This window comes from Ancylobacter radicis (genome assembly GCF_018449475.1).
GTDB lineage: Bacteria > Pseudomonadota > Alphaproteobacteria > Rhizobiales > Xanthobacteraceae > Ancylobacter > Ancylobacter radicis.
This window is the reverse complement of sequence record NZ_JAHCQH010000015.1, coordinates 377,503-394,097: the sequence shown is the minus strand read 5'-3', so window position 1 is coordinate 394,097 and position 16,595 is coordinate 377,503. Positions and strand designations below refer to the sequence as shown.

Annotated in this window: 17 protein-coding genes; 7 read left to right on the top strand and 10 right to left on the bottom strand. The window is 68.2% G+C overall.

What is annotated here, in order from left to right:
• Nucleotides 1–43: 43 nt before the first annotated feature.
• Entirely contained in the window at nucleotides 44–988 is a 945-nt protein-coding gene (locus tag KIP89_RS07865) for a LysR family transcriptional regulator (RefSeq protein ID WP_213754840.1), read from the bottom strand.
• 151 nt (nucleotides 989–1,139) lie between these two features.
• On the opposite strand from KIP89_RS07865, the gene KIP89_RS07860 reads away from it, so the two are divergent.
• From KIP89_RS07860 to rhmD, 4 genes are all read left to right on the top strand, one after another.
• Entirely contained in the window at nucleotides 1,140–1,985 is an 846-nt protein-coding gene (locus KIP89_RS07860; RefSeq protein WP_213754839.1) for a fumarylacetoacetate hydrolase family protein, read from the top strand.
• Nucleotides 1,986–2,002: 17 nt separating this feature from the next.
• The gene (locus KIP89_RS07855; protein ID WP_213754838.1) at nucleotides 2,003–2,755 is read left to right on the top strand and encodes an SDR family NAD(P)-dependent oxidoreductase; all 753 of its coding nucleotides are present in this window, start codon (nucleotides 2,003–2,005) and stop codon (nucleotides 2,753–2,755) included.
• Nucleotides 2,756–2,868: 113 nt separating this feature from the next.
• A complete protein-coding gene (locus tag KIP89_RS07850; RefSeq protein WP_213754837.1) occupies nucleotides 2,869–4,191 on the top strand; it encodes an MFS transporter in 1,323 nt (440 codons plus the stop codon).
• A gap of 62 nt (nucleotides 4,192–4,253) precedes the next feature.
• On the top strand, nucleotides 4,254–5,441 hold the full coding sequence (gene rhmD / locus KIP89_RS07845) for an L-rhamnonate dehydratase (protein WP_213754836.1): 1,188 nt from the start codon (nucleotides 4,254–4,256) through the stop codon (nucleotides 5,439–5,441).
• 51 nt (nucleotides 5,442–5,492) lie between these two features.
• Here rhmD and KIP89_RS07840 read toward each other — a convergent pair whose 3' ends face one another.
• From KIP89_RS07840 to KIP89_RS07825, 4 genes are all read right to left on the bottom strand, one after another.
• The gene (locus tag KIP89_RS07840) at nucleotides 5,493–5,945 is read right to left on the bottom strand and encodes a DoxX family protein (RefSeq protein ID WP_213754835.1); all 453 of its coding nucleotides are present in this window, start codon (nucleotides 5,943–5,945) and stop codon (nucleotides 5,493–5,495) included.
• Nucleotides 5,938–6,723, bottom strand: coding sequence for an HvfC/BufC N-terminal domain-containing protein (locus KIP89_RS07835; protein ID WP_369807076.1), 786 nt, complete (start codon nucleotides 6,721–6,723; stop codon nucleotides 5,938–5,940). Before KIP89_RS07835 ends, KIP89_RS07840 begins: the two co-directional genes overlap by 8 nt.
• 4 nt (nucleotides 6,724–6,727) lie before the next feature.
• Nucleotides 6,728–7,585 (bottom strand): MNIO family bufferin maturase, encoded by an 858-nt coding sequence (bufB, locus tag KIP89_RS07830; RefSeq protein WP_213754834.1) that lies wholly within the window; start codon nucleotides 7,583–7,585, stop codon nucleotides 6,728–6,730.
• A 64-nt stretch (nucleotides 7,586–7,649) separates the two neighbouring features.
• Nucleotides 7,650–7,934 (bottom strand): BufA1 family periplasmic bufferin-type metallophore, encoded by a 285-nt coding sequence (locus KIP89_RS07825; RefSeq protein WP_213754833.1) that lies wholly within the window; start codon nucleotides 7,932–7,934, stop codon nucleotides 7,650–7,652.
• 219 nt (nucleotides 7,935–8,153) lie between these two features.
• Here KIP89_RS07825 and KIP89_RS07820 point away from each other — a divergent pair, with 219 nt between their 5' ends.
• Nucleotides 8,154–8,711, top strand: coding sequence for a sigma-70 family RNA polymerase sigma factor (locus tag KIP89_RS07820; RefSeq protein WP_213754832.1), 558 nt, complete (start codon nucleotides 8,154–8,156; stop codon nucleotides 8,709–8,711).
• Nucleotides 8,708–9,343, top strand: coding sequence for an NrsF family protein (locus KIP89_RS07815; RefSeq protein ID WP_213754831.1), 636 nt, complete (start codon nucleotides 8,708–8,710; stop codon nucleotides 9,341–9,343). Before KIP89_RS07820 ends, KIP89_RS07815 begins: the two co-directional genes overlap by 4 nt.
• Before the next feature lie 57 nt (nucleotides 9,344–9,400).
• On the opposite strand, the gene KIP89_RS07810 is transcribed toward KIP89_RS07815, so the two are convergent.
• From KIP89_RS07810 to KIP89_RS07790, 5 genes are all read right to left on the bottom strand, one after another.
• Nucleotides 9,401–10,237: an alpha/beta fold hydrolase gene (locus KIP89_RS07810; RefSeq protein ID WP_213754830.1), complete on the bottom strand. Its 837-nt coding sequence runs from the start codon at nucleotides 10,235–10,237 to the stop codon at nucleotides 9,401–9,403.
• A gap of 309 nt (nucleotides 10,238–10,546) precedes the next feature.
• The gene (locus tag KIP89_RS07805) at nucleotides 10,547–11,377 is read right to left on the bottom strand and encodes an AraC family transcriptional regulator (protein ID WP_213754829.1); all 831 of its coding nucleotides are present in this window, start codon (nucleotides 11,375–11,377) and stop codon (nucleotides 10,547–10,549) included.
• A 130-nt stretch (nucleotides 11,378–11,507) separates the two neighbouring features.
• Entirely contained in the window at nucleotides 11,508–13,121 is a 1,614-nt protein-coding gene (locus KIP89_RS07800) for an MFS transporter (RefSeq protein WP_213754828.1), read from the bottom strand.
• Complete coding sequence (locus KIP89_RS07795; protein WP_213754827.1) at nucleotides 13,118–14,251, bottom strand: HlyD family secretion protein; 1,134 nt, start codon at nucleotides 14,249–14,251, stop codon at nucleotides 13,118–13,120. Before KIP89_RS07795 ends, KIP89_RS07800 begins: the two co-directional genes overlap by 4 nt.
• 136 nt (nucleotides 14,252–14,387) lie before the next feature.
• The gene (locus tag KIP89_RS07790) at nucleotides 14,388–15,575 is read right to left on the bottom strand and encodes an MFS transporter (protein WP_250152273.1); all 1,188 of its coding nucleotides are present in this window, start codon (nucleotides 15,573–15,575) and stop codon (nucleotides 14,388–14,390) included.
• 134 nt (nucleotides 15,576–15,709) lie between these two features.
• Between KIP89_RS07790 and KIP89_RS07785 the strand changes: the two genes are divergently transcribed.
• Complete coding sequence (locus KIP89_RS07785) at nucleotides 15,710–16,594, top strand: LysR family transcriptional regulator (RefSeq protein WP_213754826.1); 885 nt, start codon at nucleotides 15,710–15,712, stop codon at nucleotides 16,592–16,594.
• Nucleotide 16,595: the final 1 nt, after the last annotated feature.

Genomic DNA, 16,595 nt, shown 5'->3' with positions numbered 1-16,595 from the left:
CCGGCATTCACGATAAACAATTAGCAACAGTGGCGCCGGCACCTCAGCCCAACTCTTCGCCGGGCGCCGTCATCGAGCGCAATACATCAATGAAATCAGCGGCGTTGGCCGAGGGCGTCTCGCCTTTGCGGGTGATGATGCCGAGCGGCCCGAGCTGGTTCGGCAGGGCGACCGGCAGGCGGGCGAAGGTGCCGCGGGCGACGCCCTCGACCAGAATGGACTTCGGCAGGCAGGCGATCATGCCGGCTTCGCGCACCAGATGCAGGGTGGCGAAGATGGAGGTGGTCTCCACCCGGTTGTCGAGCGAGCCGAGGCCTTGCCGGGCCAGCGTCAGTTCGATGAGGCGGCGCATCGGGCTGGTGTGGGGCTGAAGCACCCAGGGCAGCCGCGCCAGCTCGGCCATGCTCACGCTCTCGCGGCTGGCCAGCGGATGGTCGGCGGCGGTAAAGATCCACAGTTCCTCGGTGGCGAGCGGCTCGATGTCGAAGGCCAGCGCGTCCTTCGGTTCGGTGAGGCGACCGAGCGCCAGGGCGATCTCGTTACGGCTGAGCGCCTCCAGCAGGATGTCGCTGGTGGCGGCGATGAGGCGGATGGTCATCAGCGGGCGGCGCTGCTTGAGTTCGGCGATGGCGCGCGGCAGCAGGCCCGGTGTGGTCGCCATGATGGCGCCGATGGCGAGCGCGCCGAAGCCGCCGGCCTTGAGATTGTCGAGCCCCTCCGCGAAGCTGTCGGTCTCGCGCAGCAGGCGGGCGGCATAATCGGCGACGAAGGTGCCGATCTCGGTCAGCACCATGGCGCGGGGGCGACGCTCGAACAGTTGCGCGCCGAGAAGCTGCTCTGCGTCTTGCAGCATCTTGGTGGCGGCGGGCTGCGTCATGTGCATCTCGACCGCCACGCGGTGCAGATTGCCGCTGCGGGCTAGCGAATCCACCAGCCGCAAATGCTTGAGGCGCAGCCGGCTGACGAGATGGGTGGCGAGCAGGGTCATGGCTTTATCCGGCCGGGAGTACCGCTAGCGATTACCAGATGGAATTAGCTAAGTCCGAATTTTCATTATTCAGTTATCGCTGCCGGGGCTAGGGCTAGTGACCAACAGGTGCTGCCCGCAGAAGGTGGCGATGAGACAGGGAGATGTGCCGATGAAGCTCGTTCGCTACGGTGAGTATGGGGCCGAGAAGCCCGGTCTGGTGGATGGCACGGGCGTGCTGCGCGACCTGTCGGCCCATGTGACCGACATTGCCGGCGACGCGCTGCTGCCCGAGAGCCTTGCCAATCTTCGCGCGCTCGACCCGTCGAGCCTGCCGGCCGTCGAGGGCGCGCCGCGCATCGGCGCCTGCGTCGGCCGCGTCGGCAAGTTCATCTGCGTCGGCCTGAACTATACCGACCATGCCGAGGAAGCGGGCATGGCGATTCCCGACGAGCCGGTGCTGTTCATGAAGCCGCCGAACTGCATCGTCGGGCCCTATGACAATGTCGAGATCCCCCGCGGCTCGCAGAAGACCGACTGGGAGGTCGAGCTCGGCATCGTCATCGGCAAGACCGCGAAATATGTGTCGGTCGAGGACGCCTATGACCACGTCGCCGGCTATTGCGTCATCAACGACGTGTCCGAGCGCCATTTCCAGCTTGAGCGTGGCGGCCAGTGGGACAAGGGCAAGGGCTGCGACACGTTCGGTCCCCTCGGCCCCTGGCTGGTGACCACCGACGAGATCACCGATCCGCATGTGCTCGACATGTGGCTGGAGGTCGACGGCAAGCGTTACCAGAACGGCTCGACCCGCACGATGATCTTCAACGTGCCGTTCATCGTCTCCTATATCAGCCAGTTCATGAGCCTTCAGCCGGGCGACGTCATCTCCACCGGCACCCCGCCGGGCGTCGGTCTCGGCCAGAAGCCGCCGGTCTATCTCAAGGCCGGCCAGACCATGCGCCTCGCCATCGCCGGCCTCGGCGAGCAGCAGCAGACCACCGTCGCTTCGGCGTAAGCAGGATTACCGCGATCATGAACACTCTCGATCTGGCCGGTCGCGTGGCCATCATCACCGGCGGCGCGCGCGGCATCGGCTACGCCACCGCCGAGCGGATGCTCGCCTCCGGTGCCTCCGTCGCCCTGTGGGACATCGACGCCGCCCGTCTCGACGAGGCGGCCGCCGCCCTCGCCGCGCAGGGCAAGGTCACGACCCATGTGGTGGAACTGACCGACGAGGCCTCGGTGAGCGCGGCGACCGCCGCCGTCGTCGCGGCGCATGGCAAGATCGACATTCTCGTCAACAATGCCGGCATCACCGGCGGCAATGGCAAGCTCTGGGAACTCGACACCGAGACCTGGCGGCGTGTGGTCGACGTCAATCTCGTCGGCCCGTTCCTCACCTGCAAGGCGGTGGTGCCGGAACTGCTGAAGAATGGCTGGGGGCGCATCGTCAATGTCGCCTCCATCGCCGGCAAGGAAGGCAATCCGAACGCCTCGCACTACTCGGCCTCGAAGGCGGGGCTGATCGGCCTGACCAAGTCGCTCGGCAAGGAACTGGCGACCAGCAACATCCTCGTCAACGCCATCACGCCGGCGGCGGCGAAGACCGAGATCTTCAACCAGATGAAGCAGGAACATATCGACTTCATGCTCTCGAAGATCCCGATGAACCGTTTCCTCGCCGTGGACGAGGCCGCCGCGCTGATCGGCTGGCTGTCCTCCGAGGACTGCGCCTTCACCACCGGCGCCGTGTTCGATATTTCCGGCGGCCGCGCCGTCTACTGACGGGCGCCGCCGGTAACCAGCGGCTCCTCAACAATCAAACAAGACCCCGGCGACCGGATGCACTCCGGCGCAACGGCGGCCTATGTCCATCAACCCCCTGGGAGGGCGCCCGCATGGTCGCGCAGACACCAACTCTACTCGCCACGATCGACAAGGTTACCAAGCGGCTGCTGCCGTTCCTGCTGCTGATGTATGTGCTGGCCTTCCTCGACCGCGCCAATGTCGGCTTCGCCAAGAAGGCGTTCCAGGCCGATACCGGCATTTCGGACGCCGCCTTCGCCTTCGGCGCCTCGATCTTCTTCCTCGGCTATGCGCTGTTCGAGGTGCCCTCCAACCTCATCATGCACCGCGTCGGCGCCAAGGTCTGGATGGCCCGCATCATGGTGACGTGGGGCCTGATCTCGGCGGCGATGATGTTCGCCCATGACGAGATGACCTTCTACGCGCTGCGCGTCGCGCTTGGCGTTGCCGAGGCCGGCTTTTTCCCCGGCGTGATCCTGTACCTGACCTACTGGTTCCCCTCCTTCGCCCGCGGCCGCGCCATGGGGCTGTTCTATTTCGGCGCCCCGCTGGCCTTCATCTTCGGCTCGCCGCTGTCCGGCCTGCTGCTGGAGTTCCAGGGTTCTGGCGGGCTGCATGGCTGGCAGTGGATGTTCATGATCGAGGGGCTGCTGGCCTCGGTGGTCGGCGTCTGGGCCTATTTCTACCTCGACAACAAGCCCGCCGACGCCAAATGGCTGAGCGCGCAGGAAAAGGCGGCGCTCGACGCGGCGCTGAAGTCCGAGGAGATGGAGAAGCAGGCGCATGGCCCGCGCGGCACGCTGGCGGCCTTGGCGAGCGGCCGGGTGCTCTATTTCGCGCTGATCTATTTCATCATCCAGATGAGCGTCTATGGCGTGGTGTTCTACCTGCCGACGCAGGTGGCCGGGCTGCTCGGCACCAATGTCGGCCTGACCGTCGGCATCGTCACGGCGATCCCGTGGGTCTGCGCGCTCGCCGCGACCTATTACCTGCCGCGCTTGTCCGACCGCACCGGTGAGCGCCGTCTGTTCGCCGGCGGCATCCTCGTGGTCTGCGCCGCCGGCATCGCCGCCTCGGTCGCCTCCGGCTCGCCGCTGCTGTCGATGATCGCGCTGTGTTTCGCGGCCGCCGGCTTCATCTCGGTGCAGCCGATCTTCTGGACCCTGCCGACCGGCTATCTCGGCGGCGTGGCGGCAGCGGGCGGCATCGCCCTGATCAACTCGCTCGGCTCGCTCGGCGGCTTTGTGGCGCCGAACGTGAAGAACTGGGCCGAGAAGTTCTTCGAATCGGGTGCCGCCGGTCTCTATCTGCTGGCCGGCACGACGCTGATCGGCGCGCTGCTGGTCTTCGCCCTCGCCGCGATCGGCGTCGGCCGCGAGACGCGCCCGGCTGCCGCCCCGGCCTCCAGCCGCTGACCCCTCTTCCCCGCGGCCGCCCCGTGCGGCCGCGGGTTCCGACCTTTCCGGGAGCTTCCACCATGACCATGCCGACCATCACAGCCGTGCGTGCCTTCACCGTCCGGGGCGGTGGTGCGGACTATCACGACCAGGGCAAGGGCCACTGGATCGACGACCACATCGGCACGCCGATGGGCAAATACCCGGAATACCGCCAGAGCCGGCAGAGCTTCGGCATCAATGTGCTGGGCACGCTGGTGGTGGAGATCGAGGCCGATGACGGCACGGTCGGCTTCGCGGTGACGACGGCCGGCGAGATCGGCGCCTTCATCGTCGAGAAGCATCTCTCCCGCTTCCTGATCGGCCGCAAGGTCACCGAGATCGAGAAGATCTGGGACCAGATGTATTTCGCCACCCAGTATTACGGCCGCAAGGGTGTGGTGCTGAACACCATTTCCGGCGTCGACCTGGCGCTGTGGGACCTGCTCGCCAAGGTGCGCCAGGAGCCGGTGCATGCCCTGCTCGGCGGCCCGGTGCGCGACGAACTCCAGTTCTACGCCACCGGCGCGCGGCCGGACCTCGCCAAGGAAATGGGCTTCATCGGCGGCAAGCTGCCGCTGCACCATGTGCCGGCCGAGGGCGAGGAGGGACTCAAGAAGAACATCGAGCTGCTCGCCGACATGCGTTCGCGCTGCGGTGACGATTTCTGGCTGATGTACGATTGCTGGATGAGCCTCGACGTGAACTACGCGACGCGGCTCGCCCACAAGGCGCAGGAATACGGGCTGAAATGGATCGAGGAATGCCTCTCCCCGGACGACTATTGGGGCTATGCGGAACTCAAGAAGAACGTGCCGAAGGGTATGCTGGTGACCACCGGCGAGCATGAGGCGACCCGCTGGGGCTTCCGCATGCTGCTGGAGATGGAGTGCTGCGACATCATCCAGCCGGATGTCGGCTGGTGCGGCGGCGTCACCGAGCTGATCAAGATCTCCGCGCTGGCGGATGCCCATTCCAAGCTGGTCGTGCCGCACGGCTCCTCGGTCTACAGCTACCATTTCGTCATCACCCGGCAGAACTCGCCCTTCGCCGAGTTCCTGATGATGCATCCGGTGCCCGACCAGGTGGTGCCGATGTTCACGCCGCTGCTGCTCGACGAGCCGGTGCCGGTGAACGGGCGGATGAAGGCGAGCGCGCTCGACAAGCCGGGCTTCGGCGTGCGGCTGAACCCCGAGGTGACGCTGCACCGGCCCTATCCGGTCGGCTGAGCGCCTTTGGGCAGATAGGCAAAGGCGGGAGCGATCCCGCCTTTTGTCGTTTCAGGCGGGACGCAGCCCGAGCCGCGGGGCGAGCAGATGGTCGAGCGAGAACCGGCCCGGCCCCTGCGCGAGGATGATGAGCAGGCAGGCCGCCCAGGTGCCATGGGTCGGCCAGGCGCCGGGATAGACCAGAAGCTGGATCACCAGCGTCATGACCAGCAGTGCCAGGGCGGAGAGCCGGCTGGCGAGGCCGATGACCAGCAGCAGCGGGAACAGGTGCTCGGCCAGCGCGGCGAGATGGGCGCCGATCACCGGATCGACCAGCGGTAGCCGGTACTCGTTCTCGAACAGGAACACCGCGCTGTCGGTGACCATGAAGCCGTCGACCTTGGTCTGGCCGGACTGCCAGAACACGCCGGCGATGGAGAGCCGGGCGATCAGCGCGATGACATCATGCGGGATGCGCCCGGCGAGGTCGCGCCCGGCGGCGAGGAGGCGGGCAAGATCAGTCATCAATCGCTCCCGTGAAGGCGCCGCTGGCCAGCACGAGGGCGAGCGCGGCGGACAGGTCGAATTCCGGCGCGGCGGCAAGGCCGTGCCCGGCGGCGTCGCGGAGCGGCGCACCCTCCGCCAGCGCGGCGATGAAGGCGCCGGCGCCCGGTGGCAGGCGATGCACGGCGACATCCAGATGCGGGCGGGTGACGAGGGCGTCCTCGCCCTCCCATGGCTCGATCGGGCCGGGCTCGCGCTCGCCTTCATTCATCGCCCAGATCGTCACCACGGGATGGACCGAGCGGATGAGCGCGAAAGCGGGGTGCGGGGCAAGGCGCAGGGCGGCGATCGCCTCCGGGGACAGGCCGGCGAGGCCGGCCGGGTCGAGCGGGGCGGCGTCGGCAGCGTGATAGGCGCGGCTGCGGGCCGCTTCCAGCCGGGCGATATCGGGCAGATAAGGCAGGCTCTCGGCGGGCTCAAACCCGGCGAGGAAATCGGCGAAATCCTCGCCATAGACCATCATCAGCGGCGAACGCGGCGGATGGGCGGCGACGTAGAGCCGGGCCATGGCGGCGAAGAAATCCGCGCCGACAATGGCCCTGACCGCCGGATAGCGCGCCCCGAGCGCCTCCATCAGGCTCACCGTGACGTTGTTGCGGTAGACCGCGAAGCGCCGTTCGGGCACCCCGCCATTCCAGGCGGCAAGGCCGGCCGGGACGGCGCGGTCCGGGTCGGTCACCGCCGCGGCGAAGGCGACCTGCGTGACGAGCGGGGCGGACGGCGGGGAATTGCGCATCATGCCCTCACGCCGCCTGTTCATGCCGCGCGGCGTGGGCGAGCAGGGCGCCCGCCGCTTCCGCCTCGGCCCGCAGGACCGGCCATTCCGGGACGTCATTGTCCCATTCGATGAGGGTGGCGATGGGCCCGGTGCGGGCGATCACCTCCTCATAGAGCGCCCAGACCGGATCCTTGACCGGCGTGTCGTGGCTGTCGATCAGCAGCGGCGCGCCCTGGTCGTCCACCGTCTCCGAATGGCCGCTGAGATGAATTTCGCGCACCGCCGTGAGCGGGAAGCGGGCGAGATAGGCGCGGGCATCGAGATGATGGTTGGTGGCGGCGACGAAGACATTATTGATGTCGAGCAGCAGGCCGCAGCCGGTGCGGCGCACGAGTTCGGCGAGGAAATCGGTCTCCTCCAGCGTGCTCTGCGCGAAAGTGAGATAGGTCGCCGGGTTCTCCAGCAGCATCTGCCGGCCCAGCGTCTCCTGCACGAGGTCGATATGCCCGGCGACGTGATGCAGCGTTGCCGGCGTGTAGGGCAGTGGCAGCAGGTCGTTGAGGAACACGCTGTCATGGCTCGACCAGGCGAGGTGCTCGGAGAAGCTCTCCGGCTGATAGCGTTCGCACAGGGCACGAAGCCGGCTAAGATGTTCCCGATCCAGCGGCTGCATGGAGCCGATGGACAGGCCGACGCCATGGATGGACAGGGCGTAATCGGCGCGTAGCCGGCCGAGCTGGGCATGGGGCGGCCCGCCCGCGCCCATATAATTTTCGGCATGGACCTCGAAGAAGCCGACGGGCTGCGGCGCGGCGGCGATGGCGGCGAAATGCTCCGGCTTGAAGCCGACGCCCGGACCGCGCGGAAGGCTTGAGGAAATCACGCGCCAGCTCCCTGGCTTGAGGAAAGGGGCGGCGCGGGCTCTGCCGCGCCGCCGGTGGCCGTTCTCAGGTCGGCGCCGGGCCGGCTTTCAGCGAGCCCATGCCGCTGGGCGTCTTCATCTTCTCGCAGGTGCCGGTCGGCACGAGCTTCCAGGCGTTCTGCTGGTAATCCACCTTGGAAGTGCCGGCGCAGGTGGTGCCGGGGCCGGCGGCGCAGTCATTCTGCCCCTTCAGGGCGACGCCGAAGCACTTTTCCTTGTCGGCGGCGGCGAAGGCGGAGGGCGCGGCAAGGGTGGCGATGGCCGTGGCGAGCGAACCCGCCAGCGCCAGCGTGGCGACGCTGTTCTTCATGACAATGATCTCCATTGGGCCGGCTGACAGGGCCGACATCACCGTTACGCCGGCACCCCCGGCCGCGTTACAGCCGTCGCGCCGATTTCCCGATCACGGGACCGTGTTCGGCAGGTCGGGGGCAGAAAAGGGTTGCGCGCGCGCCCGTCCCATCCGATCCAGATAAAAACGACACGGGGCCGGTAACAAAAACGGTGCCGGCGGCGTATCGGGGATGACGTGACGCAGGCGGACCGGGAAGCGCAGTGGGCGGAGTGGATGCGCCGGGCCATGGCGGGCGACAGCCTTGCCTACCGGCGCTTCCTCGCGGCCGTGACCCCGCATCTGCGCGCCGTCGCGCTGCGGCGCTGCCGGTCCTTCGGCGCGTCGGAGAGCGATGTCGAGGATGTGGTGCAGGAGGTGCTCATCGCGGTGCATCTCAAGCGCGGCACCTGGGACCCCGCCCGGCCGATCGGGCCGTGGCTGTCGACCATCGTGCGCAACAAGCTGATCGACAGCCTGCGGCGGCGCGGACGCGAGATGACCACGCCGATCGACGATGTGATGGAGACATTGGAGGCGGAAGAGGCCACCGATCCCGGCGATCGGCTGGATATCGAGGCGTTGCTGGAGCGGTTGAAGGAGCCGCAGCGCGACATCGTGCGTTCCATATCGCTCGGAGGGGCCGGGGTGCGCGAGACCGCCGAGCGGCTCCACATGAGCGAGGGCGCCGTGCGTGTGGCGCTGCATCGGGCGCTGAAGACGCTGGCGCGGCTTTACCGGAGTGAGACATTGTGAAGACGGACGAGCTGATAAGCCTGCTGACCGAGGACGCCCCCGTCCGGGTTCGGCTCGACCGTGCGCTCGGTCTGGCCCTCGGCGCGGGCGTGATCGCCGCTCTTGGCGTGCTGCTGGCGACGGTGGGTCTGCGACCGGACCTCGCTCAGGCCGCCGAGACGATCCGGGTCATGTTCAAGATCGGCTTCACGCTGGCCCTTGCGCTGTGCGCGGGCCTGCTGCTGTTCCGCGTGGGGCGGCCAGGCGTGGCGCCGGGCGGGCGGGTGCGGCTGCTGGCCATACCCTTGGCACTGCTGGTGGCGGCGGTGCTTCTCGAACTCGCCGTGCTGCCGCCGGCCCGTTGGGTGGAGTGTCTGGAAGGGCTGCACGCCAGCTTCTGTCTTTTCTTCATTCCGACCGTCTCGCTCGCCCCGCTGGCGGCGATCCTCTGGGCGCTGCGCGCCTCCGCGCCGGCCGATCCGGGCCTTGCCGGCGCCGCGGCGGGCCTCGCCGCCGGTGCCATCGGCGCGACGGTGTATGCGCTGCATTGCCCCGATGACAGCCCGCTTTTCCTCGCCACCTGGTACGCGCTGGCGATCCTCATCGTCACCGCTGCCGGCTATGTGCTGGGCCGGCGCCTGCTGCGCTGGTGAAAAGCAGAAGGCCGACCGCTGGGTGCGGCCGGCCCTCCATGGCGCGGATGAACGGGATCAGCCCTTGATGAAGGCGAGGATGTCCGGGTTGATCACGTCGGCATGGGTGGTCAGCATGCCGTGCGGGAAGCCCGGATAGACCTTCAGCGTGGGGTTCGGCAGCAGTTCCGCCTGGAGCGCGCTGGCGTTCTTGTGCGGCACGATCTGGTCGTCGTCGCCCTGCAGGACGAGGGTGGGGACGGTCATCGCCTTGAGGTCGCCGGTCTGGTCGGTCTCGGAGAAGGCCTTGATGCCCTCATAATGCGCCTTCGCGCTGCCCGTCATGCCCTGGCGCCACCAATTGTCGATCACGCCCTGCGAAACCTTCGCGCCATCGCGGTTGAAGCCGTAGAACGGGCCGGCGGCGACGTCGAGGAAGAACTGCGCGCGGTTGGCGGCCAGAGCGGCGCGGAAGCCGTCGAACACCTCGATCGGCAGGCCGCCGGGATAGGCCTCGGTCTTCAGCATGATCGGCGGCACGGCGGCGACCAGCACGGCCTTGGCGACGCGGCCCTGCGGAATGCCGAACTTAGCGACGTAGCGGGCGACCTGACCGCCGCCAGTCGAGTGGCCGATATGGACGGCGTTCTTGAGGTCGAGATGCTCGACCACAGCCGAGACGTCGGCGGCGTAGTGATCCATGTCGTGCCCGTCGCTGACCTGCTCGGAGCGGCCATGGCCACGACGGTCGCTGGCCACGACCCGGAAGCCCTGGCTGAGGAAATACAGCATCTGGGCGTCCCAGTCGTCGGAGCTCAGCGGCCAGCCGTGATGGAAGACGATCGGCTGGGCGTCCTTCGGACCCCAATCCTTGTAGAAGATTTCGACGCCGTCCTTGGTGGTGACGTAACCCATGGTCTCGGTCCTTTCAGGGGAAGCAGGCAGGCTGGTGGATGGCTGTGCCGGGCGCGCCGCAATCGCGGATGTCCGGCAGGGCTGCGAAGGTTGCGGCGCCGGGCCTGAGGGCGAGAATTTCGCGGCAGGAGGCGACGGACGGGAAAGGCTGAATGGTCAGGTTCGGCTCCCGGTAGGCGGTCGGCGAGGGCGATCAGGCGCCCCGGGATGGTGCCAAACCTACCGCGATTGGCGGCGCCGGCAATCCGGCGAACGTGTCTCGGTACCACTCCTGAGGATGAGGCAATCATCCTCAGGTATGAGGCCGGCTCAGTTGCGCGTGCGGTTGGCGCAGCGCCACTGATAGGGGGTGTCGCCGGCAAAGCGGCGGAACACGGTGGTGAAGTGCGCCTGGGTCTGGAAGCCGACGGCCAGGGCAATCTCGACCAGCGGGTCACGGGTTTCGACCAGCATCTTCTGGGCGCGCTCGATGCGCTGGCGCAGCAGATATTCATGCGGGCGCAGGCCGGTCAGCACGCGGAACTGGGCCGCGAAATGCATGCGGCTGAGGCCGGCGGCATTGGCCATGTCGGCGAGGGTGATGGTCTCGCCGAGATGGTCCTCGACATAGGCGGCGACCCGCTTGAAGCGCCATTTCGGCAGGCCGGACTTCGGCCGACGCGGTTCGCGGGCGGGAGCGTCGAGTGCGGCGCGGGAATCGCAGGCGAGGGCATCCTCGGCATCCTCGCTGTCGTCATGGGCCGGCACAGGGCGGGCGCCGGCGAGCCGGGCGACGATGGCAAGGCGCAGCGCGTCGGCATAAAGGCCGCCAAATTCGCGCGCCGTCCGGGTCTGCCCGCGTTCCGCGGCGTCCAGGGCGCGCGACAGGCGGCGCACCACCGGGTCGGCGGCACTGGAGAGCCCCGCCGCATCCTCGCCGGCGAACAGGTCGAGATAGCGGTCGAAGGCGGCCGGCGGCACGTCGAGCCGCAGCGTCGCCGCGGTATCCGGTTCGGCGGCAGGAGCGGCGATCGCCACCACCACGCCCATATGGCCGAGTTCGACGGAAAGGCGCTCGTGACCATCCCGCTCCTCGGGGCGGGTGCCGAGAGCAGCGATCGGAAGCGCAGAGTTCGGGAGCGGCGCGATATGGAGCGACATGGCGGAAATCCCTTGATCCTCGAGCGGTGTGATCAGAGAATATTTCCTGGGGCGAGAAGCTCCATTCTACGCTGGGTTTCCGCTCCTATATGATGAGTGTGACGAGCAGATACCTTGGTATGGGTGCCGTTCAACGCGGCGTGAGCGGTCCCTTGGGGGGCGCTCCCATGAAGGCGATCACCACGAGGCCGGCCAGCGCCGCCCAGTAGCTGACCTGAAAGCCGTCAATATAGGCGAGCACATTCGCCTCGCGCGCCACCAGCGCGGCAAGGCTCGACAGCCCGCGCTCGGCGGCAAGCTGGGCCGATCCGCCCGCGCCGGCAAAAGGCGCGGCGAATCCCTGCAACGCCGCGCTCACGTCGGTCGAGGAGACATGCAACCCGAGCAGATAGGAATGCAGCTGCTCGCGCTGGCGCAGCAGCGTCACCATCAGGCTGAGCGCGGTCTCCGCGCCGCCGAGGCGCAGCACCTGCACATAGGCGGCGACCGAGGTTGAGTTCTTGGGATCGGAATTGGCGAGGATGTAGACGACGGCGGCGAGGAAGGTGAAGGCCTGTCCGACGGACTGGATGAGCAGCAGCGGCAGGAAGGTCCAGGGCGACCATTCATGGTTGATGCCGGTTCCCATCCGCGCCGCCAGGGCGAAGGCGGCAAAGCCGATGATGAGGCTCACCCGCGCGTCGAGCCGCCAGATCGCGAGGACCGCCAGCGGCATCAGCAGCATCAGGGGCACCGCCGTGCCGAGCATGATCGGCACGCCCACCTGTTCCGGCCGAAACCCTCCGACGACGGTCAGGAAGCTCGGCACCAGATAGCTGTTGGAAATGCCGGCGAGATCGAAGCAGAGGATGGCCAGGAAGGCGAGCAGGATGTTGCGCCCGGCAATCACCGTGTGGCTCGCCCAGGGGTGGGCGACCAGCAGTTCATTCAGGAAGAAGCCGGCGAATAGCACGATCCCGGCAAGAAGCAGGGTGAGGATCAGCCCCGATTGCAGCCAGTCCAGCCGGTTGCCCTGGTCGAGCGCGACATAGATCAGCGCCCAGCTTGTGCCGAGCAGCGCCATGCCGCCCCAGTCCGCTCGTTCCAGCAGGCCGATGTCGATCCGGGGGCGCGGCGTGCCCAGTCGGATCAGCAGCCCGATCAGCGGGGCGAGGAACACGTCCTGCCAATAGACCCATTGCCAGCCGAGATACTGGTCATAGAAGCCGAGCAGGGCGACGCCGACGCTCTGTGAGAAGGCGAGGCGGAAGCAGTAGATGGCGATCGCCGGCACCCACCAGCCGATGGGCAGCCGGCGGAAGATGATCATGATGGTGGCGGGGATGAACACGCCGAGCAGCAGGCCGCGCAGCGCGTGCAGCGCCAGCAGCATCTCGAAGCCTTGCGCCTGCGGAATGATGAGTGATAGCCCGGCATAGGCGAGGCTCGGCCAGAACAGCACGCGGCTCACGCCGAAGGTGGCGGCGAGCCACGGCACGGCGGGGGCGATGAAGATTTGCGGCGCGGTGGCTACCGTGCTCAGCCAGGCCCCCTGATCGAAGCTGAGGCCGAAGGCGCCGCGCAGGTCCGGCAGGCCGATGGAGAAAAGCCGCGTGTCGAAGCCGACCAGAAAGGAGCCGAGCAGCACCGCCGCCGCCGCCAATACCGGCTGCACGTCCGGCGCGGCGCCGGCCGCCAGCAGCGGCGCGCCAAGCGGGGGGCGAGATTGCCCGGAGGGGGCGGCAGTCTCGCCCGGCCCGCTCATGAGCCCGGCTCGACATGGATGCGCGCCTCGACCGACATGCCGGCGCGCAGCCGCGCGATCAGCGGCTGGCCGGGATCGAGGGTGATGCGGACCGGGATGCGCTGCACCACCTTGGTGAAATTGCCGGTGGCATTGTCCGGCGGCAGCAGGGCGAACACGGCGCCGCTGGCCGGCGAGATGCGCTCGACATGGCCCATCAGCGTCTGGCCGGGGAAGGTGTCGACGGTGACCTCGACCTTCTGGCCGGGCACCACATGGGTGAGCTGCGTCTCCTTGAAATCGGCCCGGACATAGACGTCGGGGATCGGAACGGCGGCGATGAGGTTGGTGCCGACGTTCACATAATCGCCGACCTGCACCTGCCGGGCACCGACCGTGCCGTCGAACGGGGCGACGACTTTGGTGTAACCGAGCTTCAGCCGGGCGGTCTCCAGCGTCGCGCGGGCGGCGTCGAGCGCGGCGCGCAGCGTACCTTCCTGGCCCAGCAGCACGTCGAGCTGGCGCTTCTGCGCCTCGATCGCGGCTTCCGCCTCGCGCACATCGGCTTCGGCCTTGGCGAGATTGGCGGTGGCCTGCTGGAGCCGCTGCTGGGTGCCGGCGATGCCGCCATCGACCAACGTCTGCTGGCGGTTGAACTCCTCCTCCATCTCGGTCGCCACGGCGCGGGCGGAGACAAGCTGCGCCTGCGCCTGACGGATGAGCGCGCGCTGCAATTCTTCCTGATTGGCGAGGTTGGCCAGCGCGGCCGCCGCCCCATCCACCGAGGCCTGCGCTCCGGCAAGGCTCGCCTGATAATCGGCCGGGTCGATCTCGACCAGCGGCTGCCCGGCCTTCACGGTCTGGTAGTCGTCGACCAGAACCCTCAGCACATTGCCGGCGATGCGAGCGCTGAGGATGGAGACGTCGGCGGCCACATAGGCGTCATCGGTGAACTGGGTGGATCGCTCGCTGGCCCAGCGCGCCCAGTTGACGTTCGCGAAGACCAGCAGGCCCGCCACTACGGCGAGGGCGATGAGCGGAATGACGACGCGCCGCAGGCTCGCCAGTGCCGCCGATGCGGGGGCGCTCGGGGCGGGCGCGGGGGGCGTCGCCGACGCGGGCGTCCCGGGCGGGGTCGAGTCGGCGGGCATGGCGTGACATCCATTGCAACATGACGAGGGGCCGAACCCTTTCAGGTTCGACCCCCTGCATTATGCCTGTCATCGCGACCGGCCTTTCCGGGATGCCACTTCGCTGCACGGCCGTGCGCGCCGGGAAGGCCTGCGATCAGCGCGCGTGACGGATCACAAGCTGCCAGAGCTGGATCGCGGTGCCGACGCTGGCGAAGCCGAGGCCAAGCAGGCACACCAACCCCCAGCCGCCGTTCTGCCAGGCGAGGGTCGCGAGAGCCGAGCCGATCGCGCCGCCGAGGAACATCGCGCCCATCAGCACGGTGTTGAGCCGGGCGCGCGCCGCCGGGCGCAGGGCGAAGACGATATGCTGGTTGGAGACCAGTGCGCCCTGGATGCCGAAATCGAGCAGCACGACACCCACCACGAGGCCGAGGAGCGAGCCCCACAGGCCGAAGACGATCCACGAGACGAGCGTCACGACGGCACCCAGCACCACGGCATGGGCAGGGCCGTGCCGATCCGCGAAGCGCCCGGCGAGCGGGGCCGCCAGCACGCCGACGGCGCCGACCAGACCGAACAGGCCGGCGACATCCGCGCCGAGCCCGAATTCCGGCTGCTCCAGACGGAAGGCGAGAATGGTCCAGAAGGCGGTGAAGGTGGCGAACAGGGCTGCCTGGGTCAGGGCGGCGATCCGCAGGGCCGGAAACTCCACCCACAAATGGCCGATCGAGCGCAGGAGCCGGCCATAGCTCAGGGTCGAATCCGGTGCGCTGTGCGGCAGGGTCGCGGCCATCAGGCCGGCGGCGGCCAGCGCCAGAGGCACTGCGAGCCAGTACATCTCGCGCCAGCCGCCATAGGTGGCGACGAGGCCGGCAAGCGTCCGGCTGAGCAGGATGCCGGTGAGCAGCCCCGCCATCACCGTGCCGACCGTCGCGCCCCGCTTTTCCGGCGCTGCCATATGGGCCGCCAGCGGGACGATCTGCTGCGCCACGGTGGAGCCGAGGCCGACGACGAAAGACGCGGCAAGGATCATTCCGGCGCTCGGCGCCATCGCCACCAGGGCAAGGGCGGCGGCGAGCAGAATGAACTGGCCGACGATCAGCCGGCGCCGCTCGATCAGATCGCCGAGCGGCACCAGCAGGAACAGGCCAGCGGCGTAGCCGAGCTGCGTTGCCGTGGGAATGGCGGCGGTGAGGTCGCCCGGCAGGTCTTGCTCGATAATCGCGAGCATGGGCTGGTTGTAATAGATGTTGGCGACGGCAAGGCCCGCGGCGGCGGCCATCGCGAAAGTGGTGCCGATGCCGAGGGTCGTCGGCGCCTGCACGCGGTCCTGGGTGGTCATGGTCATCTCCTGCATCCGGCGCGGCGGACCTTCAGGTTCGTCGCGGCAACCGGGCTTTTCGGCATCGGAGATATAGCTGCCATGGTATTTGTTATAGTGTCTTCTCAAGATACACGACTATAACGAATTCCGTTATGCTTGATCTGGCCGCCGTCACGCTGCTTGTCGAACTCGCCTCCGCCGGCAGCCTTGCGGGGGCGGCGCGGCGATTGCATCTCTCGCCCATGGCGGCGAGCCGGCTGCTGGCCAAGCTCGAACAGGAACTCGGCGTGCGGCTGGTGCAGCGCACGACGCGCTCGCTCTCCTTTACCGATGACGGCTTGGCCTTCCTGCCCCATGCGCAGGCGCTGGTGGAAGACCATGCCGCCGCGCTGGCCAGCCTGCATGGGCGCAGCGGCGAGCCGAGCGGGCTCTTGCGCATGAGCGCCTCGCTTGCCTTCGGGCGCAAGGTCATGGCGCCGCTCATCGTCGACTTCATGCAGGCGCATCCGCGCATCGAGGTCGAGCTGCAGCTGACCGACGCGGTGGTCGACATCGTCGCGGAGGGGCTCGATCTCGGCATCCGCATCGCCGATCTCGCCGACACCAGCCTGATCGCCCGCAAGCTCGCCGACAGCCCCCGCCGTCTGGTGGCGGCGCCCGCCTATGCCGGGCGCTTCGGCGTGCCGGAGAGGCTGGACGCTCTGGCCGATCATGTGTGCCTGACCTCCAGCCTCGCGCCGCACTGGCTGTTCCGAACGGCGAGCGGCCGGCGGCGGGTGAGCGTGCGCGGGCGCTTTTCCGCCAATTCGCTCGACGCGGTGCAGGAAGCCTGTGTCGGCGGGCTGGGCATCGCCAATCTGTCGGACTGGCATATTCGCGAGGAACTTGCCGCCGGGCGGCTGCGGGAAATCGTGCTGGCCGATGCCACGCCCGAACCGCTCACCATCTGGGCGGTCTATCCGACGCGGCGGATGGTGCCGTCGAAAGTGCGGCTGTTCATCGACGCGCTTGCCGCGCGGCTGGCCGGTCCGTCCTGAG